This window comes from Aeromonas australiensis, assembly GCF_000819725.1.
In the GTDB taxonomy this organism is placed as follows: domain Bacteria; phylum Pseudomonadota; class Gammaproteobacteria; order Enterobacterales; family Aeromonadaceae; genus Aeromonas; species Aeromonas australiensis.
This window is the reverse complement of the sequence record NZ_CDDH01000015.1, coordinates 41,333-63,075: the sequence shown is the minus strand read 5'-3', so window position 1 is coordinate 63,075 and position 21,743 is coordinate 41,333. Positions and strand designations below refer to the sequence as shown.

General features: G+C 60.5%; 20 protein-coding genes. 10 read left to right on the top strand and 10 right to left on the bottom strand.

Annotation, left to right across the window (positions count from 1 at the left end; genetic code table 11):
- Positions 1 to 225 precede the first annotated feature (225 nt).
- The gene (locus BN1117_RS03105; RefSeq protein WP_040094797.1) at positions 226 to 981 is read right to left on the bottom strand and encodes a substrate-binding periplasmic protein; all 756 of its coding nucleotides are present in this window, start codon (positions 979 to 981) and stop codon (positions 226 to 228) included.
- Positions 982 to 1,091: 110 nt separating this feature from the next.
- Positions 1,092 to 2,492: an asparagine--tRNA ligase gene (gene asnS / locus BN1117_RS03100; RefSeq protein ID WP_040094796.1), complete on the bottom strand. Its 1,401-nt coding sequence runs from the start codon at positions 2,490 to 2,492 to the stop codon at positions 1,092 to 1,094.
- Between the two features lie 200 nt (positions 2,493 to 2,692).
- Between asnS and BN1117_RS03095 the strand changes: the two genes are divergently transcribed.
- A complete protein-coding gene (locus BN1117_RS03095; RefSeq protein WP_040094795.1) occupies positions 2,693 to 3,037 on the top strand; it encodes a hypothetical protein in 345 nt (114 codons plus the stop codon).
- Here the strand turns inward: BN1117_RS03095 and BN1117_RS03090 are convergent.
- Positions 3,034 to 3,867, bottom strand: coding sequence for a HAMP domain-containing protein (locus BN1117_RS03090; RefSeq protein ID WP_040094794.1), 834 nt, complete (start codon positions 3,865 to 3,867; stop codon positions 3,034 to 3,036). The genes BN1117_RS03095 and BN1117_RS03090 overlap by 4 nt on opposite strands.
- A 176-nt stretch (positions 3,868 to 4,043) precedes the next feature.
- Positions 4,044 to 5,318 (bottom strand): adenosylmethionine--8-amino-7-oxononanoate transaminase, encoded by a 1,275-nt coding sequence (bioA, locus tag BN1117_RS03085; RefSeq protein WP_040094793.1) that lies wholly within the window; start codon positions 5,316 to 5,318, stop codon positions 4,044 to 4,046.
- A gap of 193 nt (positions 5,319 to 5,511) precedes the next feature.
- Here bioA and bioB point away from each other — a divergent pair, with 193 nt between their 5' ends.
- The 5 genes from bioB (at position 5,512) to htpX (ending at position 10,337) form a co-directional block, all read left to right on the top strand.
- Positions 5,512 to 6,612: a biotin synthase BioB gene (bioB, locus tag BN1117_RS03080; RefSeq protein WP_040094792.1), complete on the top strand. Its 1,101-nt coding sequence runs from the start codon at positions 5,512 to 5,514 to the stop codon at positions 6,610 to 6,612.
- The gene (gene bioF, locus BN1117_RS03075; protein WP_040094791.1) at positions 6,609 to 7,805 is read left to right on the top strand and encodes an 8-amino-7-oxononanoate synthase; all 1,197 of its coding nucleotides are present in this window, start codon (positions 6,609 to 6,611) and stop codon (positions 7,803 to 7,805) included. Before bioB ends, bioF begins: the two co-directional genes overlap by 4 nt.
- The gene (bioC, locus tag BN1117_RS03070; RefSeq protein WP_040094790.1) at positions 7,798 to 8,613 is read left to right on the top strand and encodes a malonyl-ACP O-methyltransferase BioC; all 816 of its coding nucleotides are present in this window, start codon (positions 7,798 to 7,800) and stop codon (positions 8,611 to 8,613) included. The genes bioF and bioC overlap by 8 nt, the downstream gene beginning before the upstream one ends.
- A gap of 59 nt (positions 8,614 to 8,672) precedes the next feature.
- Positions 8,673 to 9,350 carry a dethiobiotin synthase gene (gene bioD / locus BN1117_RS03065; RefSeq protein WP_040094789.1) on the top strand — a complete coding sequence of 226 codons (678 nt, stop codon included), beginning with the start codon at positions 8,673 to 8,675 and terminating at the stop codon, positions 9,348 to 9,350.
- Positions 9,351 to 9,464: 114 nt separating this feature from the next.
- Positions 9,465 to 10,337: a protease HtpX gene (gene htpX / locus BN1117_RS03060; RefSeq protein ID WP_040094788.1), complete on the top strand. Its 873-nt coding sequence runs from the start codon at positions 9,465 to 9,467 to the stop codon at positions 10,335 to 10,337.
- Between the two features lie 75 nt (positions 10,338 to 10,412).
- On the opposite strand, the gene BN1117_RS03055 is transcribed toward htpX, so the two are convergent.
- A complete protein-coding gene (locus BN1117_RS03055) occupies positions 10,413 to 12,125 on the bottom strand; it encodes a methyl-accepting chemotaxis protein (protein ID WP_040094787.1) in 1,713 nt (570 codons plus the stop codon).
- A 222-nt stretch (positions 12,126 to 12,347) separates the two neighbouring features.
- The gene (locus tag BN1117_RS03050) at positions 12,348 to 14,150 is read right to left on the bottom strand and encodes an MOSC N-terminal beta barrel domain-containing protein (RefSeq protein WP_040094786.1); all 1,803 of its coding nucleotides are present in this window, start codon (positions 14,148 to 14,150) and stop codon (positions 12,348 to 12,350) included.
- A 126-nt stretch (positions 14,151 to 14,276) separates the two neighbouring features.
- Here BN1117_RS03050 and BN1117_RS03045 point away from each other — a divergent pair, with 126 nt between their 5' ends.
- The 3 genes from BN1117_RS03045 (at position 14,277) to yciA (ending at position 16,591) form a co-directional block, all read left to right on the top strand.
- Positions 14,277 to 15,029, top strand: coding sequence for a substrate-binding periplasmic protein (locus BN1117_RS03045; protein ID WP_040094785.1), 753 nt, complete (start codon positions 14,277 to 14,279; stop codon positions 15,027 to 15,029).
- Positions 15,030 to 15,308: 279 nt separating this feature from the next.
- On the top strand, positions 15,309 to 16,127 hold the full coding sequence (locus BN1117_RS03040; RefSeq protein WP_040094784.1) for an NAD-dependent epimerase/dehydratase family protein: 819 nt from the start codon (positions 15,309 to 15,311) through the stop codon (positions 16,125 to 16,127).
- Between the two features lie 59 nt (positions 16,128 to 16,186).
- Positions 16,187 to 16,591 (top strand): acyl-CoA thioester hydrolase YciA, encoded by a 405-nt coding sequence (gene yciA / locus BN1117_RS03035; RefSeq protein ID WP_040094783.1) that lies wholly within the window; start codon positions 16,187 to 16,189, stop codon positions 16,589 to 16,591.
- On the opposite strand, the gene BN1117_RS03030 is transcribed toward yciA, so the two are convergent.
- Positions 16,592 to 16,816, bottom strand: coding sequence for a hypothetical protein (locus tag BN1117_RS03030; protein ID WP_005337874.1), 225 nt, complete (start codon positions 16,814 to 16,816; stop codon positions 16,592 to 16,594). It abuts the gene before it with no gap.
- A gap of 105 nt (positions 16,817 to 16,921) precedes the next feature.
- On the opposite strand from BN1117_RS03030, the gene BN1117_RS03025 reads away from it, so the two are divergent.
- Positions 16,922 to 17,767 (top strand): endonuclease/exonuclease/phosphatase family protein, encoded by an 846-nt coding sequence (locus BN1117_RS03025; protein WP_040094782.1) that lies wholly within the window; start codon positions 16,922 to 16,924, stop codon positions 17,765 to 17,767.
- 104 nt (positions 17,768 to 17,871) lie between these two features.
- Here the strand turns inward: BN1117_RS03025 and BN1117_RS03020 are convergent, their stop codons facing one another.
- The 3 genes from BN1117_RS03020 to radD form a co-directional block, all read right to left on the bottom strand.
- Positions 17,872 to 18,135 (bottom strand): GrxA family glutaredoxin, encoded by a 264-nt coding sequence (locus tag BN1117_RS03020; protein WP_005337870.1) that lies wholly within the window; start codon positions 18,133 to 18,135, stop codon positions 17,872 to 17,874.
- Positions 18,136 to 18,312: 177 nt separating this feature from the next.
- Positions 18,313 to 19,752: a D-alanyl-D-alanine carboxypeptidase/D-alanyl-D-alanine endopeptidase gene (dacB, locus tag BN1117_RS03015; RefSeq protein ID WP_040094781.1), complete on the bottom strand. Its 1,440-nt coding sequence runs from the start codon at positions 19,750 to 19,752 to the stop codon at positions 18,313 to 18,315.
- A 123-nt stretch (positions 19,753 to 19,875) separates the two neighbouring features.
- Entirely contained in the window at positions 19,876 to 21,636 is a 1,761-nt protein-coding gene (gene radD / locus BN1117_RS03010) for a DNA repair helicase RadD (protein WP_040094780.1), read from the bottom strand.
- Positions 21,637 to 21,743 lie beyond the last annotated feature (107 nt).

Below are 21,743 nucleotides of genomic sequence, written 5' to 3'. Positions count from 1 at the left end.
GATGAATTTCGATTTAACCACTTAAAAACCACGCACTAATGAAAATGTCATTTTTGTCGCCAAGCAGCCCCATTCGGGGTCGCACCATCTTGGTGGTGGCAGCGGTAGTGAGGGGGGCAGGAGTGCAGAAGAGGGGCCGAAAAGGGGGTAATAGCGACAAAAGAGGGCTAAAAAGCCAGCCTTCAGGCTACTTTTACCTGCAAATGCTGACTTCGGCGGGTCGGCTCACTTGGCTGCCGGCGCTTGCTGCAGATAGCGGCGCTGATAATCCTCGCTTAGCTTGGCAATATCGAGTTTGGCAATGGCCTGTGCCAGCCGTTGCTGCAACGCCAGCTGATCGGGGCGAAACATGATGTGCAGGCTTTTGTGCTCGAGGATCTTCGGGTGAAACTGCAATCCGGTGCCGTCCAGTTTGTGATCATGCTTGATGAGCCAGTGAAAGACATCCCGGTCGATCACCGCCAGATCGAGCCGGTCACGCTGCAATTTGCGCAGGTTGAGCAGGTCCGCATCGACGGCAGCGGTGTTGAGACGCTTGCTGGCCATCAAGGCATCGAATTCCGGGGTATTGACGTACCCTTCGACCACACCTATCCGGTAGGGGGCGAGATCCGTGAGCGTTTGCCATATAATAAGGTCTCCCGCCCGCTGGGCCAGGCCCAGCACGCTGTCCCCTACGCTTTGGGAGCTACGCCACAAGGTCGGCAAGGCGTCGGAGAGGTATTCGGGAAAATAGCCGCTATAAGGCTGGGTCGGGTCGGCCGCCAGCCGCACCGCCCGCTGCCAGGGGTAGAAGTCGAACGTCACCTCCAGTCCCGCCTCGGCAAAGGCGCGCTTGACGATATGACCGGTAAGGCCGCCATCGGGCAGACTCTGACTGGTATAGGGAGGCCACTCCAGGGTGGTCAGACGAACTGGCTCGGCCCACAGCTGAGCAGGTATCCAGAGCAACAATAGAGAAAGCAGCAGGCGATATCCCATAGACGACCAGTTCCTTGTGCCGGTTTATCCTGAGTATCACCCATATCGGTGACAATAAAAAAGCCGACCCGCAGGTCGGCTTTTGCAATGCAGTGGCAAGAGGCCGCTGATCAGAACTCGGCGGTACGCGGAGTACGCGGGAACGGGATCACGTCGCGCACGTTGCCCATGCCGGTCACGTATACAACCAGACGCTCGAAGCCCAGACCGAAGCCGGAGTGCGGCACGGTACCGAAGCGACGCAGGTCGCGGTACCACCAGTAGTCTTCCTTGTTCAGGCCCATCTCGGCCAGGCGGGCATCCAGTACCTCCAGACGCTCTTCACGCTGGGAGCCACCGATGATCTCGCCGATACCCGGGGCCAGTACGTCCATCGCGGCAACGGTCTTGCCGTCGTCGTTGAGGCGCATGTAGAAGGCCTTGATATCTTTCGGGTAGTTCTTCACAACTACCGGAGACTTGAAGTGCTCTTCCGCCAGATAGCGCTCATGCTCGGAGGAGAGATCGATACCCCAGGAGACCGGGAACTCGAACTTCTTGCCGCAGTTTTTCAGTACTTCGATGGCGTCGGTGTAGTCGATCTGGGCGAAGTCGGAGGAGACGAAACGCTCCAGACGGCCGATGGCATCCTTGTCCACGTGCTGGGCGAAGAACTCCAGATCGTCGCGACGCTCGGTCAGTACGGCGTTGAAGACATACTTCAGCATGGCTTCGGCCAGGGCGGCGTTATCGTTCAGATCGGCGAAGGCCACTTCCGGCTCGACCATCCAGAACTCGGCCAGGTGACGGCTGGTGTTGGAGTTTTCGGCGCGGAAGGTCGGGCCGAAGGTGTAGACCTTGGAGAGGGCACAGGCATAGGTCTCGACGTTGAGCTGGCCGGACACGGTCAGGAAGGTCTCCTTGCCGAAGAAGTCCTTGTCGTAGTCCACCTTGCCTTGCGGGGTGCGCGGCAGGTTTTCCATGTCCAGAGTGGAGACACGGAACATCTCGCCGGCGCCTTCGGTGTCGGAGGCGGTGATGAGTGGGGTCGCAACCCAGAGGAAACCCTCTTCGTGGAAGAAGCGATGAATGGCCTGGGAGAGGCAGTTACGCACCCGGGTCACGGCGCCAACGATGTTGGTACGGGCGCGCAGGTGACCCTGCTCGCGCAGGTATTCGATGCTGTGGCGCTTGGCAGCCATCGGGTAGGTGTCCGGATCTTCGACCCAGCCGACCACCTTCACCTCGGTCGCCTGCAGTTCGAATGCCTGGCCGCTGCCCTGAGAGGCGGCAACCAAGCCGGTCACTTCCACGGAGCAGGCAGTGGTCAGACGCAGCACTTCATTCTCGTAATTGGCCAGGGTATTGGGGACAACTGCCTGTACCGGATGGAAACAGGAGCCATCGGAAATGGCCAAAAATGAGATCCCCGCCTTGGAATCACGGCGAGTCCGGATCCACCCTTTGACAGTTTGGGTGGTGCCGACCGGATACTTACCGGCCAGCACATCTACTACGGATGCGTGCGTCATCGAAATATTGTCTCCAGCTTGTTCTTGCAGCGCTATTTGCAACACTAGGGAGTCTGGCCCGGGCACAGATGGCCCACCTTGGCAGACTAAGCCGTCAATCTTACCCGCGCGGGTTTGATAAACAAGCAAAAATGTCGGACGCTAGTGGGGTTTTCGGCAGGGTTCACTCAACAAGAGTGTCACGGACGCAGGAGAAGCGGGTGAAAGAGAGACGGCATGGGCCGGATTGGCTGACACGGTTGTTGCGGGGGTTGGTGCTGCTCTGCTGGGGCGGCTTCATTGTGCTGCTCTCCCTGTATCACTACGCCAGGCCGGAGGTCGCTTACGGTTTCCTGGTCTATGGCGGCATTGAGGTGCGCGATTATTGGGATCCCGCTCTTACCCCCTTACTGGTTTATGGTTTATGGGGATGCAGCTTGTTGACCCTGAGTGTACTGCTGCTGGAGAAGATGCGCAGTCGTCGCAAAGAGGATGCCTATCATGTCAATCTGGCTATCCTGCTGCTTATCCTGATCGCCAGCTTGTTGTTCTACTACATAGGTTAAGGGGCGGGACGGTCACGCGACTCTTCGATACGACACTGGGGCTTGCGACTTTGCGCTCGCTTGCCAAGCTGGCGCTCCACGCTGTCGAGCATCTGGTTGTAAGCCACCGCCACCCGGCCAATCTCATCCCCGTCATCCCCCTCCAGCCGGTGGCCGAAGTCGTGCAGGTCGGTGGCCTCTTCCATGGAGCGGGTCAACTGGTTGAGGGGGCGCACGATCCAGGTGCGGATGACCCAGAGGGTCAGCAGCAGTCCCATCCCGAAAATGCCGGTGAGGATCAGCGCCGAGGTGAGAATATTCTGCTCGACCCGGGTAAACAGCGAATCGAGGGAGTAATCAAAGCGCACCGCACCCAGCACGGTATTCTCCGGCACCAGATGACAGCTGGTGCAGTCGGTGCCGCGAAAATCTTTCTGGGCCAGCAGCGGGCGGGTCACTACCAGCCGGCTGTGCATGTCGTCGTGTACTACCTCCAGGCTCCCCTTGCCCGCCAGAGCCAGTTCATCAAACTCATCCTTTACCTGCTCTGTCTCTCGTCCCGCCCCGAACTGTCTGCTTACTGCATCGCCGCGGACGATGCGGGCATCTTCCACATGGGCGTGGTCGAGAAACTTGCCGCGCAGGGTATCGCGGGCATCCATCTGGCCGGTCAGCATCAGCATATTGAGGCCGTCGAAATAGGCTTCGGTCTGCTCGCGGCTCTGCTCCTTGATGAGGGTCAGGATGAGATCCCGCTCGCGCACCGCCTGATAGGCGGCGGAGAAGACCAGGACCATGGAGAAGATGAAGAGCAGGAAAAAGTTGATTTTGGCAGCAATGGAGAGGCGCATGAGCAGTCTTTCTTGATGGTAAAACCGCAGCAGTTTACCCCTCTTGGGGTCTCAGGTCTGGTGTGTTGCTCACATTACAGCAAGTGAAACCGCACTGAAGTGGATAAAGTTGCCCTCTGCATATATCAAATGCCGGTAGTCAAACGGGCGGCTGCGAGGGCCGCCCGCTGCATGTATTAACACTCGCCTTCGGCGATGGCCTGACGGATGGCAGCGGTCAACACCCGAAGCTCTTCAGGAGTGATAACGAAGGGGGGCATCAGGTAGACCTGCTTGCCAAAGGGGCGGATCCAGGCGCCCAGTTCGACAAACTTGCGCTGGATGCGGGCCACATTCACCCGCTCTTTCATCTCCACCACCCCGATGGCGCCAAGCACCCGCACATCGGCGACCGCCGGGTGCAGGGTCAATTCCACCAGCTCGGTACGCAGCTGATGCTCGATGGCGCGCACCCGCTCCTGCCACGGGGAGGCCAGCAGCAGATCGATGGAGGCGTTGGCCACCGCGCAGGCAAGGGGGTTGCCCATAAAAGTGGGGCCGTGCATAAAGACCCCCGCCTTGCCGTCACAGATGGTGCGGGCAACATGCTCGCTGGTCAGGGTCGCCGAGAGGGTGAGGTAGCCGCCAGTGAGCGCCTTGCCCAGACACATGATGTCGGGACTGATCCCCCCCCAGTCGCAGGCAAACAGCTGGCCGGTGCGGCCAAAGCCGGTGGCAATCTCGTCGGCAATCAGCAAGACGCCGAACTCGTCGCACAGGGCGCGCACCCACTGCAGGTAGCGGGGGTGATAGAAGCGCATGCCGCCAGCCCCCTGCACTATGGGTTCAAGCACAATGGCGGCGATCTCCTCGTGGTTATCGGCCATGAGTGTGGCCAGCTCCACCACGCACTGCTCGTCCCACTCGGCGTGGAAGCGACAGCTCGGGGCAGGGACGAAGTAGTGCTCCGGCAGGAATCCCTTATAGAGCTCATGCATGCCGCCATCGGGATCGCAGACGCTCATGGCGCCAAAGGTGTCGCCGTGATAGCCACCGCGCAGGGCAACGAATTTGGCTCTGGGCGTCCCCTTGGCATGCCAGTACTGCTGCGCCATCTTGAGCGCCACCTCCACCGCCACCGAGCCGGAATCGGCCAGAAATACCCGATCAAGCCCTTGCGGGGTGATCTCCACCAGCTTGCGGCAGAGCTCGACCGCCGGGGCGTGGGTGAGGCCGCCAAACATCACGTGGGACATCTTGCCGAGCTGGGCGGTGGCGGCGGCGTCCAGCTCCGGCACCTGATAGCCGTGCACGCAAGCCCACCAGGAGCTCATGCCATCCACCAGTTCACGGCCGTCGCTGAGAGTGATCTTCACCCCTTTGGCGCTGGCCACTTCATAGCAGGGCAGGGGGTGAGTGAGGGAGGTATAGGGGTGCCAGATGTGGTGCAGGTCGAATTCTTGATTGGTCATTTGTTGTTCTGTTGTCAATTGGTTTGATCTGGTCGGTGTTGACAGTCTACGCCTGCTCTCTACACTAGCCAACAATTTCAGCCACTTGGCACAGCGCATCACCCTGAGCGCGTGGGCCCGGCGGCGGGTTTGGTGGCCGTCCATCCCAAGATGGCGGGCACAGGATCCCACTAATAACAACCGGAAGCCATGTATGAATGCTCTCACCGCGGGCGGTCACGCCCTTCGTCATGACTGGACCCTCGCCGAGGTTCAGGCCCTGTTTGCCCTGCCATTCAACGATCTGCTGTTTCAGGCCCAGACCGTCCACCGCGCCCATTTCGACCCGAACGAAGTGCAGGTGAGTACTTTGCTTTCCATCAAGACCGGCGCCTGCCCGGAAGATTGCAAATACTGCCCCCAGAGCGCCCGTTACCACACCGGCCTTGAGGCCGAACGGCTGATGGAGGTGGAAAAAGTACTGGAGCGGGCCCGCGAAGCCAAGGCCAACGGCTCGTCCCGTTTCTGCATGGGGGCCGCCTGGCGTAACCCCAAAGAAAAAGATATGCCCTACATCATCCGGATGATTGAAGAGGTGCGGGAGCTGGGGATGGAGACCTGCATGACGCTTGGGATGCTCACCGCCGATCAGGCGGCGCGTCTTGGCGCTGCGGGGCTCGATTATTACAACCACAACCTCGATACTTCGCCGGAATTTTACGGCGAGATCATCTCTACCCGCACCTATCAGGACAGGCTCGATACCCTGGAGCATGTGCGCGGCGCCGGCATGAAAGTCTGCTCCGGCGGCATCGTTGGCATGGGTGAGCAGGCGAAAGATCGGGCGGGCCTGTTGATGGCGCTGGCCAATTTGCCCCGTCATCCCGAAAGCGTACCCATCAACATGCTGGTCAAGGTGAAGGGAACGCCGCTGGAGGATCAGGAGAACCTCGATCCGTTCGAATTTATCCGCACCATTGCCGTGGCACGGATCATGATGCCCGCCTCCCATGTGCGCCTCTCTGCCGGGCGGGAGAAGATGAACGAGCAGATGCAGGCGATGTGCTTTATGGCGGGGGCCAACTCCATTTTCTATGGCTGCAAGTTGCTGACTACCCCCAACCCGGACGAGAACAGCGATATGCAGCTGTTCAAGCGGCTTGGCATTCGCCCCGCCCAGTGGGCCCAGAAGCCGGAGCAGGTTCAGATATTGGAACTGGAAGCAGAGCTGCTGGCCGAGGTGAGCCGCCAGAGCGAACCTGCCGAAATGTTTTATGACGCCACCCGCCCCCGTGCAGAGACTGTGCGGTCATGACGGGCCCTGCAGTCACAGGCCCCTTTGCATTGGGCGCGGCGCTGGCCGGGCGCGAACAGGCTGGCCTGCTGCGAAACCGCATCGCGACCGACGGGGCGAGTGGCGGGCGGCTCAGGGTTGCAGGGCGCGAATACTTGAACTTTTCCGCCAACGACTATCTGGGACTGGTGGATCACGGCGCCATCAAGGCCGCCTTCCAGGAGGGGGTTGATCGCTATGGCACGGGCGCCGGCGCCTCGCCGCTGGTGACCGGTTACAGTGGTGCCCACCAACAGCTTGAGGAGACCCTGGCCGAGTGGCTCGGGGTGGAGGCGGTACTGCTGTTCAACTGCGGCTTTTCTGCCAATCAGGCGGTGCTCAAAGCGCTGCTTGGCAAGGCGCATCTGCTCTGGCAGGACAAACTCAACCACGCCTCTTTGCAGGAGATGGGCAGCCAGCTCCCTTGCAAGATGAAGCGCTTTGCCCACAACGATATGGCGGCTCTTGAGCGGCAGCTTGAGCCCAATCGCGGGCTGATTGTTTCGGAGGGGGTGTTCAGCATGGACGGGGATCAGGCTCCCTGGCGCGCGCTTGCAACCCTCGCCGCCCAAAGCGGCAACTGGCTGATGATCGACGATGCCCACGGTCTCGGCGTGCTGGGCCCCGAGGGGCGCGGCACCCTGGCGGCGCAGGGAGTTACGCCTGCCAGCGTACACATCCAGATGGGCACTTTTGGCAAGGCGCTTGGCGTCGCCGGTGCCTTTGTCGGCGGCAGCCGCGAGCTGGTGGCGTATCTGGTCAACTTCGCCCGCCACTATGTCTACAGCACCCATATGCCCGCCGCCCAGGCTTGCGCGGTCAGCAAGAGCATCGAACTGGTGCGCGCAGCCGACGAGGCCCGCGCTCATCTTGGTCAGCTGATCGTCCGCTTCCGGCAAGGGGCAAAGGATCAGGGTTGGCAACTTGGTGCGAGCGATACCCCGATCCAGCCGCTGCTGGTGGGGGAGAGCAGAGCCACCCTGCAACTGGCCGAGCGACTGCGGGATCGCGGCGTCTGGGTGAGCGCCATTCGCCCGCCCACGGTGCCAGTCGGTACGGCGCGGCTGCGTATCACCTTGAGTGCGGCTCACCGCGAGCAGGATGTGGATCGCCTGCTCGATGCCTTGGGGGTCTGCCCTGCTGCGACAACGGTTGGGGAGGCTTGCCATGGCTGAGCGTTTTCAAACGGTCGACAAGGCGCAGCTTGCTCGCCGTTTCGGCGCCGCCGCTCGTCACTACGATGCCCATGCCCACTTTCAGCAGGAGGTGGGTCAGGCGTTGCTGGAGTGGATGCCAGACAGGCCGGTTGGCACTGATCTGACGGTGAGCGGACTGGATCTGGGCTGCGGCACCGGTTTTTTCTTGCCCCAACTGGCGAATCGCTGTCACCAGCTGGTGGGGCTGGATCTCGCCCCCGGTATGCTGGCGCAGGCTGCCTTGCGTGGCAGCAGTGCTCGACTGGTGTGCGGCGATGCGGAGCAGCTGCCTTTCGCCGATAACACGTTCGACTGGGTTTTCTCCAGTCTGGCGTTGCAGTGGTGCGAGCGTCCGGCCCAGGCTTTCGGCGAGCTGCTGCGGGTGGTCAAACCGGGCGGCCAGATCTTTTTCTCGACCCTGCTCGATGAGTCGCTCTGGCAGTTGCGAGCCGCCTGGCAGCAGCTTGATGGTCGCGCCCATGTCAATCGCTTCCTCAGCCTGCCACAATTGGAGCAGGCGCTGGCTGGTGCCGGGGTATCTGATCCCGAACTGCGCTCTATCACCTGGGATCTCGCCTATCTTGAATTGCCGCAGCTGCTGCGCGATCTCAAGGGGATTGGGGCCAATCAGGTCAATGACAATCAGGGGAGCACCGCCCCGGCTGGGCTGAGCGGTCGCGCCAGATTGCAGCAGCTGGCGCAGGCGTATGAGGCGTTTCGCCAGTCCGATGGCCGGCTGGTCGCCAGTTATCGAGTGTGCCTCGGCCGCCTCAGCAAGCCTTGCTGAGCGCCGGGAATCGCAGTGTGTGCAGGGTAGTCAACGGGCCCTGCCAAGGAGAGAACCGTATGAAATCATTCTTTATCACCGGCACCGATACCGATGTGGGCAAGACGCTGGTGGCGCGCACCCTGCTGCGCGAATTCAACGCACAGGGGATCAAGTGCGCAGGCTACAAGCCGGTCTCGGCCGGATGTGCCCGCACCCCGGACGGGCTGCGCAACCTGGATGCCGTCCTGTTGCAGGAGGCGGCGAGCCTGCCGCTGCCCTACGAGGTGGTCAATCCGTTCGCCTATGAGCCGCCGATTGCCCCCCATATCGCTGCCAGCGAGGCGCGCCAGCCCATCACCATGCAGGGATTGAGCGAGGGGTTGCGCAAGATTGAACAGGCAGGGGCTGAGCTTGTGGTAGTGGAAGGGGCGGGGGGCTGGTATTTGCCGCTCGATCGCAAGCATCTGCTGTCGGACTGGGTCAAGCAGGAGAACATGGCGGTGATCATGGTGGTGGGGGCCAAGCTGGGCTGCCTCAACCATGCGTTGCTCACCTTTGCCGCCATTCGCAATGATCAGCTGCCGGTGGCGGGGTGGGTAATTAATCGGCTACATGGTTCCATGAGCCATTATCAGGAAAATCTGGACACCCTGAGGGGCTTGCTGCCAGCGCCATTTCTCGGAGAAATTCCCTTTATAAACAATCCACTGGAGGCCAATTTGCAGGGCCGTCTTGATATCTCGCCACTACTGTAACGGCATATTCAGCGAACATTCATCGAATCGCCCTAGAATGGCGATCATTCACATGTTCAGGTGGGGCCACTGGGTGTTCCCTTGACGTGACAGTTATCTTCACAAGGAGTCTATATGAAGCGAATAATGCTATTCCTGGTGACCAACCTGGCCGTGATGCTGGTGCTGGGGGTGGTACTCAATATCCTGTTCTCGGTGCTGGGGATCAACAAGTCGAGTATTTCCGGGCTATTGATGTTCTGTGCCGTGTTCGGTTTTGGTGGCTCTTTTATCTCCTTGCTGATGTCCAAGTGGATGGCCAAGCGCAGCTATGGCGTCCAGGTTATCGAGCAGCCCCGTAACGAGACCGAGCACTGGCTGGTGAGTACTGTCGCTCGCCAGGCCCGTGAAGCGGGGATCAAGATGCCGGAAGTGGGGATCTACGACTCCCCCGAGATGAACGCCTTTGCCACCGGTGCCCGCCGCGATGATTCGCTGGTGGCGGTCTCTTCCGGCCTGCTCTACAGCATGAGCCGTGACGAGGCGGAAGCGGTACTGGCCCACGAGGTGAGCCACGTGGCCAACGGTGACATGGTGACCCTGACTCTGATCCAGGGGGTAGTGAACACCTTCGTGATGTTCTTCGCCCGTATCGTGGCCGGTGTTATCAGCAACTTCTTCAGCTCCAACAACGAGGAAGAGAGCAGCAGCTCCGGCGGTCTTGCCTATATGGCGACCGTATTCGTGCTGGAGATGCTGTTCGGTATTCTGGCCTCCATCATCGTCATGTGGTTTAGCCGTCAGCGCGAATTCCGTGCCGATGCCGGTGCAGCCAAGCTGGCTGGTCGCGATAAGATGATTGCCGCCCTCGAGCGACTCTCCCGCGGTGCCGAGCCGCAGATGGAGGGCTCCATGATGGCTTTTGGTATCAACGGCAAACGCTCCATGAGCGAGCTGTTTATGAGCCACCCGCCCATCGAGCAGCGTATCGCCGCCCTGCGTGGTTGATAGATACTGAAACTGGGGATAACCCCGAATAAAAAACGGCTGCCCAAAGGCAGCCGTTTTGCTTTGCAGTGGTCTTTAAAGCTTGAAGTACCCCATCTCCTGGCGCAGCACCCGGGACAGCTGCTTGAGCTTGGCCGCCTCTTGCGACACATGGCGGGCGGCATCCCCCGATTGTTCGGAGAGGGAGGTGATGTTGCCGACGGTTGAGACCACCTCGTTGGCGGCGGTGGACTGCTCGCGCAGGGTGTGGCTGATCTCCCCCATCAGGCCGGTGAGGTTGGAGGCGTGATCCTGAATGCTGGCGATGGCCTGTCCGGTCTGGTTGGCCAGGGTGACCCCGCGGGAGACATTGTTGACTGTGTTCTCCATGCTGCGGATGGAAGCATCCGCTCCGCTCTGGATTTTGCTGATCATCCCGGTGATCTGCTGGGTCGAGGCAGCCGAGCGACTGGCCAGATTGCGCACTTCGTCGGCCACCACCGCAAAGCCGCGACCCTGCTCACCGGCCCGCGCCGCCTCGATGGCGGCGTTAAGCGCCAGCAGGTTGGTCTGGTCGGCGATGCCGCGAATAACCGCGATGATCTCCGAAATCTGCTGGGTATGGCCGTTGAGCTCGGAGATGGTGGACGCCGCATCCCCCACCGTGGTGGAGATATTCTCTATGCTGTCGAGGGTCTCTTTAATGACCCCTGAGCCCTCCTGCAGAGTATTGGCCGAGACCTTGCTCAACTCATCGGCATGGCTGGCGTTGTCGGAGAGGTGACTGATGCTCACCACCAGCTCCTCGATGGCGGCGGCCATGGTTTGGGTGCTGGTTTGCTGATCGGTGGCAAATTGGGCGGTCTGCTCGGCGATCTGGGCGATGCTGTCGGCTGAGCTTGATAGCTCTTCACTGGAGTGAGAGACCTTGCCAATGATCCCCTTGAGGGTGGTCTGCATGCTGCCTAGCAGACCTATCAGACTCTCTTTTGCCCCTTGCGGTACCTTGATGGGGTGGGCAAAGTCCCCTTCCGCCATCCGGTACAGGTCCTGCTTCAACTGTTCGACCGAGGTGCCCACCAGATCGAGCAGGGAGCGGTAGGTGCGCCAGAGGAAGAACATCAACAGCAGACCGAGGGCGATAAAGAGATAGCGCAGCATGTTGGTATTGGCGATGGCGCTCTCGACCGCTTCCTGGTTGCGCTGCTCCATCATGACGTAGAAGTCATCGATGGGGGACATGATGCGCCCCTTGTTCTGGTGATAGGCCTTGTCATGCATCATGGCGATGGCCTTTTGCTGGTTGGCAACCGGGTCGCCATCGCTCTGCTGTACCAGCTTGAAGGCGGCGACCTCGGTGTTGACCAGGGCATCCGAGTTATTTTTGGCCTCGTTCAGTTTGGCGAGCTCACCGTCAGTGAAACCGGCATCCTTCATCAGGTCGATCAGGCCGCGGCGAATATTGCTGTCGGGGCGAGGATTCTGGCCGTTGGCGGCGACAAAGTCCCAGTAGATACGGTTGTAGCCATCTGGCCTGGGTTGTTCGCCGTTGCGAATGGCCAGGATCCGCATGTACTGCTGCTCATAGGCTGGATCCTTGGTGATGACGTAGGTGCGCCCGAGTCGTGTCAGATCATCGGAGGATTGGCGCAGTTCATCGGCCAGCAAGTAGGAGACATATTGTTGCCGATAGCTCTCTTCCAAATGTTTTCCGGCCCAGCTATAGGCGAAAAACACCAGCGACAGCAGGATCAGGGTGATGACGGATAGCAGCAGATTGAGCTGAAAGGCAGGTTTGTTCTGTTCCATGGTGGAGCGTCCTTATTCTCATCAGGGAGCGTCTTTTGGCCCATTGCCAAGTCAATGGCTGGCAAGGCTTTTTGCTCTGAGAGTATAGGAAGGTAAATTCACCGACGAAGGCGATGGGGACAAATAAACGGAGAATCGGGCGAACAGGGGTGGCAAAAGATGTCCGGAGAATTGACTCCGGACATCTGGGCTGGCGTGAGTTAACCCGGACCGTTCAGTTGATCATAAGATCTTCAGGTCGGTGAGCGGCACGGCGCAGCAGGTGAGGATCTTGCCTTCGGCCCGTTCGGCGGCAGTGATGGCGGGGGCGTCGGGGTGATCCACCTCGCCCGAGAGCAGCGTCTGTTTGCAACTGCCGCAGATGCCGGCGCGGCAGCTCCAGGGCAGCTCAACCCCCTGCTTGTTGGCCTGATCCAGCACTGTGCCCTGATTGTTGCCGGTAAAGGTTTGGGCGCCGATGCGCAGTTGCACCGCCTGATGGGGGCGGGCCACCGAGAGAATGGCGCCGCCAAAACTCTCCTGTTTGATCCGTGCGGCCGGAACGCCGAGGGCCGCCACTTTCGCTGCCGCATCGGCCATAAAGCCGTGGGGGCCGCAGATAAAGACCTCTTTTTCGGCCAGCCCTTTGATCAGTTGCAGATGCTCATCATTGAGTCGCCCTTGCAGCCCCTGCCAGTGATTGTCCGGCTGGCTCAGGATCAGGGTGAGGGTCATCCCCTGCTGCGTCATGGCGTGCAGCTCGCTGGCGGCGGGAATATCCGCCTCGCTGCGGCACAGGTGCATAAAGTGAACATCACCCAGTTCGCCACGCAGCGCCAGGGTGCGGGCTATCGCCAGCATGGGGGTGACGCCGGAGCCTGCCGATAGCAACAGGAGGTTGCGCTCGGACCCTAAGTGAAACTCGCCAGCGGGGTTGACGGCCAGCAGCCGGTCGCCCACCTGCAACTGCTGGTGCAGCCAGTGGGAGATGCTGCCACCTTCCACCTTCTTGACGCTGATGCTGTAACGCTCCGGCTGATCCGGCGTGGAGCTCAGGGTATAGCGCCGCTGAACCCGCTCGTGTTTGATATCGAGACTGATGGGCAGATGCTGGCCCGGCAGGTAGTCGGGCAGGGGCTCGCCATCGGCGGCTTCGAACCAGAAGGTCTCCAGGTCCCGCGCCAGCGGTTCGCGGGCCACGCAGACCAGCTCGCGCTTCTTCGGTGCGGCGGCGGGATAGACCACAGGACGGGTGCGCTCCAGCACCTCGATCTCGCTGCCAGCCTCAATCCACCCCTCGTTCAGGGCGATCAGGTTCTGGCCGAAGTAGACCTCGCCATCCTCGCCACGGCGGTAGCGGGTGAGGGTGGCCAGCGGCTCTTTCAGTGCGTTGAAACGATCGGTGCCCGCTTCCACCGTGGTCATGATGCAGCGGCTGCAGGGCTTGACCACCTTGAATTCCACCTCGCCGATGCGGATGCGTACCCAGCTGTCCTCCTCGAAGGGCTGGGTGTTGCTTGCCACCAGATTGGTGCGGAACTGGCTCATCTGGTGCAGCGCATCGGAGCGCAGGTTGAGATCCTCAAGGGAGGCCTGGCTTATCAGCAGCAGCGGATAACCGTCGGCAAAGCTGACCCGGGTGCCGGTCTTCTCGCGAAAGCGATCAGAGGTTTCACCCAGCCAGAGCAGTTGCACCGTCTCCCCTGCCACCCGGCTTAGCCAGCCATCGGCTTTGGGGTCGGTGTGCAGGGCGGTGAAACGGTCGCTCCAGACTCCGGTAGCTTGCGGGGCGCGGCTGAAGTCGACCTCTTGCAGGGTGAGCGGTTCAAAGCCCGGATAGCGCAGTTGCAAGCCTCCTTCGATGGGGGTGGCCACGACCTGTTGCAGCTGGGGATGGGTACGGGCGGTGATAAAGGTGCCGTCCGGTTTGACCACCATGTAGCGGCGATCCCCTGCCAGTCCCTCTTCGGTCACGCGGGCGCGAGCCAGCGGCATACCTGCAGTCGATTTGATGGGGTAGAGGTGAATGCTGTCTAGCCTGGGCATCTTCGTATCCTTGTGACGCGGCGCGTTTGCCTGGAAAAGGGGGGAACATAACGGTTCCCCGGCAATCCGGCAATCTTTTCAATGGGGCGGTCTATAGTTGGGAAAACAGAGCAAGAGGGCATCGGGATGAAAATAAGCTGGTTGCTGGCGGGGAGCCTTTTTTGCCACGGGCTCTGGGCGCAGGAACTGACCCTGACCACGGGAGAGTATCCCCCTTACTGCTCCGAGAAGTTGAAATATCAGGGGCTGATCCCCCACGTGGTGAGCGAGGCGTTCAAGAGTGAAGGGGTGAGCGTCACCTACAGGTTCTTGCCATGGAAGCGGGCCTTTCGCCTGTCGGAAGAGGGGGTGGTGGATGGCACTGTCCACTGGTATGAGTCGAGCGAGCGGCGTAAAACCCATCTCTACAGCGATCCCATCCTGAGCGAAACTTACGTCTGGTTCTATCTCAAGTCAGATCCGCTGGAATGGCGTGGCTATCAGGATCTGGCGGATCGCAAGCTGGCTGCGGTCAGTGGCTATACCTACAATGCAGATTTCTTTAAGGCCATCGAACTGGTGCCACTGCAGGTGCAGTTCGTCACCCGGCTGAGCCAGAGCTTTGATCTGTTGCTCTCCGGCCGTGCCGACCTGACCCTGGAGAACATCGATGTCGGCTACTACTCCCTGCGTCAGTTCTACCCACCCAGCACGGTCGATCTCTTCACTACTCATGCCAAACCTGTGATGACAGTCGAAGGGCACCTGCTGATCAGCCGCAAGCGAGAGGACGCCGAGGCCCTGATCAAGACCTTTAACCGCGGGCTCGCCAAATTGAAAGCGAGCGGCCAGCTGGACAAGATGCTGCTGGAGTCACGCTCCGGGGTTTATGAGCCATAACGCATTCACTTTGTTATTTTGGGTTCGCTATTTGGTTGACCACGACAAATCGCCAAGAGAAGAGCCGTTATCGGGCGAAGCCAAGATCTATCTATTAAGAGGCCGAGCGGCTGATGCAGGTGGCGCAACAAGTGACGCGGCAGAAGCGGGCCACCTACGAGGAGATGGCCACCCGCGAGGCCAGCCATTTCCATACACTCTAGCTTCCGGTCTAGGCTTTCTTTTCCCTCCAAGGCAGGTAAGCTGCGGAGCACATAGCGCCAAGCAGGAGAAGGGACGATGACAGAACAACATTTCGCCGGAACGATCGGCATTCTGGGGGCGGGGTGGCTCGGGCTGCCGCTGGCGCGGGCCCTGCTGGCGGCAGGCAAGCAGGTAGCTGTCACGGTCAGCAGCACCGAGAAGGCGGCCCGTCTGCAGGGGGAGGGGATCGCTGCCTATCCGCTGACGATTTCTGCCCATATGTCGGATGCATGGCCCATCCCCTGCGAGAGTCTGGTGATCTGCGTACCGCCCAGCAAGACCGATGACTATCCGCAGGCGGTGGCAAAGGCCTGTCAACTTGCCAAAGCGTACGGCACCCGACGGGTGATGTTTGTCAGCGCCACCTCGGTGTGGGGCGCGGGTCAAGAAGAGGGCGAACAGCCCAAACCGCGCCATGCCCGTGGTGAGCGGATGCTGGCGGCGGAGCAAGCGGTGCTGGCGGCCGGTTTCGAGGTGGTGATGATAGTGCGCCCCTCCGGCCTTTATGGCCCGGATCGCCACCCCGGCCGTTTCCTCGCGGGCAAGACGCTGGATGGTGGCGCCCAGTCGGTCAATCTGGTTCATCTGGACGATGTGGTGGCGGCCTGCATCTTGTTGCTGGAGCGGGGCAAGGACGGGGATGTGTTCAACCTGAGCGCGCCTGTGCATCCGCGCCGCGAGCAGTTTTACCCCTTTGCGGCGCGCCAGCAGGGGCTGCCGGTACCGGTCTTTATCGAGCCTGCAGGTGAATTTCAGCCTATCGACGGTCAGCTGATCTGCCAGCAGATGGGATTCAACTATCGCTGGCCCGATCCGGCCCACTGGTTTGCCGAGCTCGCCGCCTCGGGCAATTGAGGTTTGCCAAGGGGGTGATCGCCCCCTATCATGCCGCCATCCATGAGAGAGAGGCGGTAATGATGGTAGATACAAAACGTCACCCCGATGGGGAGTTGTTGCTGAGAACCCTGGCAATGCCAGCCGATACCAACCCCAATGGCGACATATTTGGTGGCTGGATCATGTCCCAGATGGATATAGGTGGGGGCATTATGGCCAAGGAGCTGGCAAAAGGACGTATTTGTACCGTATCCGTCGAAGGCATGACGTTTCACAGTCCGGTCAAGGTGGGCGATGTGGTCTGCTGCTACGGCCGCTGTATGAAGATCGGCCGCAGCTCCATGAAGCTCAAGCTGGAGGTGTGGGTCAAGCCGGTACTGCGGGAAAACGACGCCCAGCGTTACTGTGTGACCGAGGGGATCTTCACCTATGTCGCCATCGACGAACAGGGCAAATCCCGCCCGGTGCCGCTGAGTGCCTGATTAAATCAGCCGGGCATTGATGATGGATATTTCCTGCTCAAGCCCGGTTTTTTGCCGTATCATGCGTTCCAGCATCTCTTCCGAGCCCACATATTGCAGGGTGTCAAACAGGCAGAGATCGCATTGAGGGTCCCGTCTTATCTGATAGACGGTGGCCAGCTCCACTTGATGACAATTTCCTTGTTGATCATAAAACGTCACGTTGTACCGAAGTTCTTTCGCCATGAGACAAGGTCCTTCTGGTTGGGTGGAACAGGGACTATCAGCTTAGTCGGCGTGGATGACGTTTGTGATGGTCGCAACAAAAAGTAAAGGCGGGCGGTTTAGCCGATGAAAAATAGTTATCGCATTCTTGGCACCTCCCTGCTGACCCTGGGGTTGGTAGGCTGTTTTGAGGTGCCGGATCAGAACCATCTGGTCACGGCTCAAGGGATTGTGCCGGGACTCGACTGCCAGCGTCCGCCGCTGGTAGCGTTGGCGACCACGGCGCTGCCCCGGGAGTTCGGGGTGACGGTGTGGAATCTCTACAAGGGCCAGCGCAAGAACTGGCGTGAAGGGATGGACAGTTATGCCAAGGGGCAGGATCTGGTGTTGCTGCAAGAGTCGGCCACCCGTCCCGAGATGCTCGACTGGCTGCGCGCCGGTGATTTCCAGTGGCAACAGCTGCAAGCCTTCACCCAGGGCGGTGTGTCGTTCGGGGTGATGACGGTGGCCAAGACCCCGCAGGCGTTCGTCTGTGGCGTGCGCTCTCCCGAGCCCTTGCTACGCATCCCCAAATCCGGCTTGGTAAGCCTCTATCCGCTGCAGGGGGATCCTGACGGACTGATGGTGATCAATATCCACTCGGTCAACTTCGAGCTGGGGATGGCTACCTTTCGCGAGCAGCTCAACGATTTGACTGCGCTGGTGCGCCGCCATCAGGGGCCGGTTATTTTGGCCGGTGATTTCAACACCTGGAGCGACAAGCGCCAGTTCTGGTTAAGCAAATTGGTGGACGAACTGGGTCTGCAGGAGGCGCTGCCGGTGCCTGATTTACGTCGCACCGCTTTTGGTCGGCCGCTGGATCACCTCTACTACCGCAATCTGGACCTGGTCGAGGTGAGTTCACCGGCCACCGACAGTTCGGATCACAACCCCATCATCGCACGCTTTGCCGCCCAGTCTGTGACCCCCTGATCGGGAATGATGTGTGCGTGTTTCCCATAAAAAATCCGGCGCCTGATGGCGCCGGATTTTTTATACGCTCTAGCGGTCAACCCGCTCGAGGTGACCCGCAGGCATTACTGGTAGAGACCCAGATTCGCTTTGGCGTAGGCTTCGAAATCGGTGCAGCCGCCAATGTGCTGCTCGTCCAGGAAGATCTGCGGCACTGTGTTGACCGGCTTGCCGGCGCTCTTGGCCAGATCTTCTTTGGTGATCCCTTCGGCATGGATATCCACGTAGCGGAATTTGAAGTCATCGCGCTGTTCGGTCAGCTGCTCGGCGATCTGTACGGCACGGACACAGTAGGGGCAACCCGGGCGACCAAAAATCACTGCAAACATATTTTCTCTCCGTTTTTAAGCCGTTTTTGTATGGCCGTTGATATGAGGCAGGCAACAGCATAGCCCTGCCTCGTGGCGACTTGAAGCCGAAATTATCGATACCGTGATTCGAGTTGCCCTATTACCGTATCGCGGGTTGGTGATACGGCGATGGCTGACCCCCCGATCCTTGGCTGCTTATTGCGGCTCGGCGATCTGGATCGGCTGTTGCTGATAGATGCTCTCCAGCACCCCCTTCTCGAACACAGTCCAGGGCCAGGGGGCCTTGCTGGCGCGATAACGCTCGTGGGTGGCCGGATCCTGCGACAGGCCGCGCTGGAACATCACGAAGGCTTTGCGTTGACCGCTCGCGGTATCGATAAAACCGGCCAGATTGGAGGTGCCGGTGATGGTGCCGGTCTTGGCGTGAACCTTGTTCTTCATCATGGGGGCGGTGACACTGCGCCGCCACGCCAGAGTGCCATCCACCTGGGAGCTTGGCAGCAGTTTGATGAGGCCAAGCTCGGCATCGTTTTTCTGGATGAAGTTCAGCACCGACATCATCTGACGGGCACTGATGAGATTGTGGGCTGAGAGGCCGGAGCCGTCGGCCAGAGTGGCATTACCCAGATCGATGCCATGTTTGGTCAGGATGGCGCGTACCGCCATGGTGCCGCTGCGATAGCTGCCCGGCTTGTTGTAGTAGTGACGGCCCACGGTTTTGAGGAAGGTGTCGGCGTAGAGGTTGTCCGATTTTTTCAGCATCTTGGCCAGCATCACCGGCAGGGAGACCGAGTAGTGGGTGCCGAGGGTCTCGGCACCGATCGGTGCCTTGTGGGTGACCCGCAGCAGGCCATCATGCTTGATGCCCGCCCGGTTCATCGCCCAGCGGATGTTGTCCCAGCCCCAGGCTTCCACGTCGTGGATGGCAAAGCGCAGCCCCTGTGGCTCCTTGTTCGGAGTAATACAACCCTTGAGCTCGTAGAAGTTGCCCTTGGCCATGTCCACTTCCAGCGCACAGAACTGACGTGCCATGTCGCCATAGCTCATCACCTCCACGTTGTCGGCCCCGATGCCGATGGCCACGCCAGTGGCCACATTGCCCACAGCCGGTTTGCCAATCTGGGTGGCGGTGATGGTGGCGTAGGCGCAGTTCTTGTCGATGATGACCGAGGAGACGGGAGCGGCAAAGCAGAGGGTCTGATCCCCCCACGACCAGCCGTTGCCCCGCTCGTAGCCGTTGTAGGCGCCGGTGTTGACGTAGACATTGCCCTTGATGCTGGTGACGCCAAGCTGTTTGAACAGGGCCAGCAGATCCATGCGGGAGAGGGTGGGGTCGCCGACGAAGTTGATCCAGATATCGCCGTTGATGGTGTCACCCTGTTTGGCGCCCGGCTGGGCCTGAATATCGGTGGCGAAGCGGAAATCGGCACCCAGCTCGAGGCGGGCTGCCAGCGCGGTGAGCACCTTCATGGTGGAGGCGGGGGCGATCATCTGATCGGCGTGGCGGGCGAACTCGACGCCGTTGTTACCCTGCACCATGATGGCGTACTGGCCACCCTGAGGGGGCGTCAGCGGGGCGGCGTGAGCCGCCAGAGAAGAAAAGAGAGCACAAAAACCAATCAACAGCCGCTGCATAACATCCTCTAACATGACGAAGGGGGTCGGCAGTGGTGCCGACCCTGATAATTCAAGCTTGTGTCACCCGCCGATGCAGGAGTGGCGGGGTAACGCAATTCATGGGATTGATGGCGGTCGCCATCACACCATCGAGTTGGCGGTGCGATAGCGACCCTCATAATCAAAAATCTTCTCTTTTATCTGCCAGAAGCGACCCGATTTGCGGGCGATGACAAAATCCGGATGACGGAACTGACTTTGCGCGGCCAGCACGCTCGCCAGGGTGGCAAATTCGGGCTCCAGCCCCGGGGCGGGCCAATGATGACGCACAAAGTGCTGTTGAAACAAGCGCCGTGCGCCCGGGGAGTGAAATCCGAAGTATTCGCTGAGGGTTAGGCCATCCTCATCGTGGTAGGTCACCTCCAGCCGCTCCCCCTGTTTGCCGCGCCCTGCGGTGAAGGTGAGACCCGCGCAGCGGATCACCATGCAATCCTTGAGATTGAGCGCCTCTTTGAGCTTGTCGTCAGGGTCCACCAGCAGCTGATCGCAGTGCTGGCAGCGGCGGGCGGCGATGTCGTTCTCCGCACCGCAGCCGGGGCAGATCTTGGCGCGAAAGCGGTAGTCACACTCTTCGCGGTTACCCTCGTCATCTTCAAACAGCCCCTGACAGCGGCGGCCGTAGTGCTCGATCACCTTGCCATCCTCGTCGGTCTTGCCCCAGAAGGTGTTGGCAAAACCGCAGGCGGGGCAGGGCACCTGCACCGGCTCGGTACCGGCGTGGGGGCGAGGCTCCCCCACTTCGGGGGCGAACAGGTTGAAGTTGTTGCCCGCATAGTCGAGCACCAGACAATCCTCTTTGCCAGGCGAGAGGCGCAGGCCCCGCCCGACGATCTGCTGATAGAGCGAGACCGACTCGGTGGGCCTGAGCATCACGATAAGATCGACATGGGGGGCATCGAAGCCGGTGGTGAGCACCGCCACGTTGACCAGAAACTTGAGTTCGCGGGCCTTGAAGGCGCTGATAAGGGCATCGCGCGCCGGCCCCGGCGTTTCGCCGGTGATAAGGGCTGCTTGCTCCCCTCTGGCACCCAGCAGGCCGTGAATTTCGCGGGCGTGTTCGACGGTGGCGGCGAAGATCATCACCCCCTGCCGGTCGGCGGCATACTCCAGCACCTGGCTCAGGATATGGGGGGTGACCCGCTGCTGGCGCTTGAGCTCGCCGTTGAGATCCGCCTCGCTGAACAGGCCATTCTCCCGCGCCACCAGCTTGCTGAAGTCGTAGTGGACGATGGGGGCATCCACCATGCGCGGCGGTGTCAGGTAGCCGTTTTTCACCATGAAACGCAGGGGCAGTTCGAATACGCAGTCACCAAACAGCCGCTCGCCGTGGCTCTTGACCATGCCGTGGTAGTGGCGCCGGTAGATCCAGCCCAGCCCGAGCCGATAGGGGGTGGCGGTGAGGCCGAGGATCTTGAGGGCCGGATTGGCGGACTTGAGATGGTCGATCACCTGATGGTACTGGCTGTCGTCATCGAGCGAGACCCGATGGCACTCGTCGATAACGAGCAGCGAGAAGGCGCTGTCGAAGGCCGCCAGATTGCGGGCGACCGACTGCACCGAGCCGAACACCACCTGGGCGCTTGCCTCCTTGCGATCCAGCCCGGCGGCGAAGATGTCGGCTTTGAGCCCCCATGCCTCGTACTTGGCATGGTTCTGCTCCACCAGCTCCTTGACGTGGGCCAGCACCAGCACCCGACCACGCGCCTTGCGGGCCAGCTCGGCAATCACCAGACTCTTGCCGGCCCCGGTTGGCAGCACCACCACGGCGGGATCCGGGTGTTTGCGAAAGTGGCTGATCACGGCGTTGACGGCGTCGGTCTGATAGGGTCTGAGAACAAACATGCAGGCTGGGGGTCGATGTGGGGTGGGGCAGGATGGCGCCATTATAGGGTGCTTGCCGTCACAAAAACAGCGGGCCGGCATGATGCCGACCCGCTGAGTGTTTGGGG

Excerpts from the sequence above, each read along its gene's own strand:
- BN1117_RS03105 (WP_040094797.1), bottom strand. The coding sequence starts at position 981 with ATGGGATATCGCCTGCTGCTTTCTCTATTGTTGCTCTGGATACCTGCT.
- asnS (WP_040094796.1), bottom strand. The coding sequence starts at position 2,492 with ATGACGCACGCATCCGTAGTAGATGTGCTGGCCGGTAAGTATCCGGTC.
- BN1117_RS03090 (WP_040094794.1), bottom strand. The coding sequence starts at position 3,867 with ATGCGCCTCTCCATTGCTGCCAAAATCAACTTTTTCCTGCTCTTCATC.
- bioA (WP_040094793.1), bottom strand. The coding sequence starts at position 5,318 with ATGACCAATCAAGAATTCGACCTGCACCACATCTGGCACCCCTATACC.
- bioB (WP_040094792.1), top strand. The coding sequence starts at position 5,512 with ATGAATGCTCTCACCGCGGGCGGTCACGCCCTTCGTCATGACTGGACC.
- bioF (WP_040094791.1), top strand. The coding sequence starts at position 6,609 with ATGACGGGCCCTGCAGTCACAGGCCCCTTTGCATTGGGCGCGGCGCTG.
- bioC (WP_040094790.1), top strand. The coding sequence starts at position 7,798 with ATGGCTGAGCGTTTTCAAACGGTCGACAAGGCGCAGCTTGCTCGCCGT.
- bioD (WP_040094789.1), top strand. The coding sequence starts at position 8,673 with ATGAAATCATTCTTTATCACCGGCACCGATACCGATGTGGGCAAGACG.
- htpX (WP_040094788.1), top strand. The coding sequence starts at position 9,465 with ATGAAGCGAATAATGCTATTCCTGGTGACCAACCTGGCCGTGATGCTG.
- BN1117_RS03055 (WP_040094787.1), bottom strand. The coding sequence starts at position 12,125 with ATGGAACAGAACAAACCTGCCTTTCAGCTCAATCTGCTGCTATCCGTC.
- BN1117_RS03050 (WP_040094786.1), bottom strand. The coding sequence starts at position 14,150 with ATGCCCAGGCTAGACAGCATTCACCTCTACCCCATCAAATCGACTGCA.
- BN1117_RS03045 (WP_040094785.1), top strand. The coding sequence starts at position 14,277 with ATGAAAATAAGCTGGTTGCTGGCGGGGAGCCTTTTTTGCCACGGGCTC.
- BN1117_RS03040 (WP_040094784.1), top strand. The coding sequence starts at position 15,309 with ATGACAGAACAACATTTCGCCGGAACGATCGGCATTCTGGGGGCGGGG.
- yciA (WP_040094783.1), top strand. The coding sequence starts at position 16,187 with ATGATGGTAGATACAAAACGTCACCCCGATGGGGAGTTGTTGCTGAGA.
- BN1117_RS03030 (WP_005337874.1), bottom strand. The coding sequence starts at position 16,816 with ATGGCGAAAGAACTTCGGTACAACGTGACGTTTTATGATCAACAAGGA.
- BN1117_RS03025 (WP_040094782.1), top strand. The coding sequence starts at position 16,922 with ATGAAAAATAGTTATCGCATTCTTGGCACCTCCCTGCTGACCCTGGGG.
- BN1117_RS03020 (WP_005337870.1), bottom strand. The coding sequence starts at position 18,135 with ATGTTTGCAGTGATTTTTGGTCGCCCGGGTTGCCCCTACTGTGTCCGT.
- dacB (WP_040094781.1), bottom strand. The coding sequence starts at position 19,752 with ATGCAGCGGCTGTTGATTGGTTTTTGTGCTCTCTTTTCTTCTCTGGCG.
- radD (WP_040094780.1), bottom strand. The coding sequence starts at position 21,636 with ATGTTTGTTCTCAGACCCTATCAGACCGACGCCGTCAACGCCGTGATC.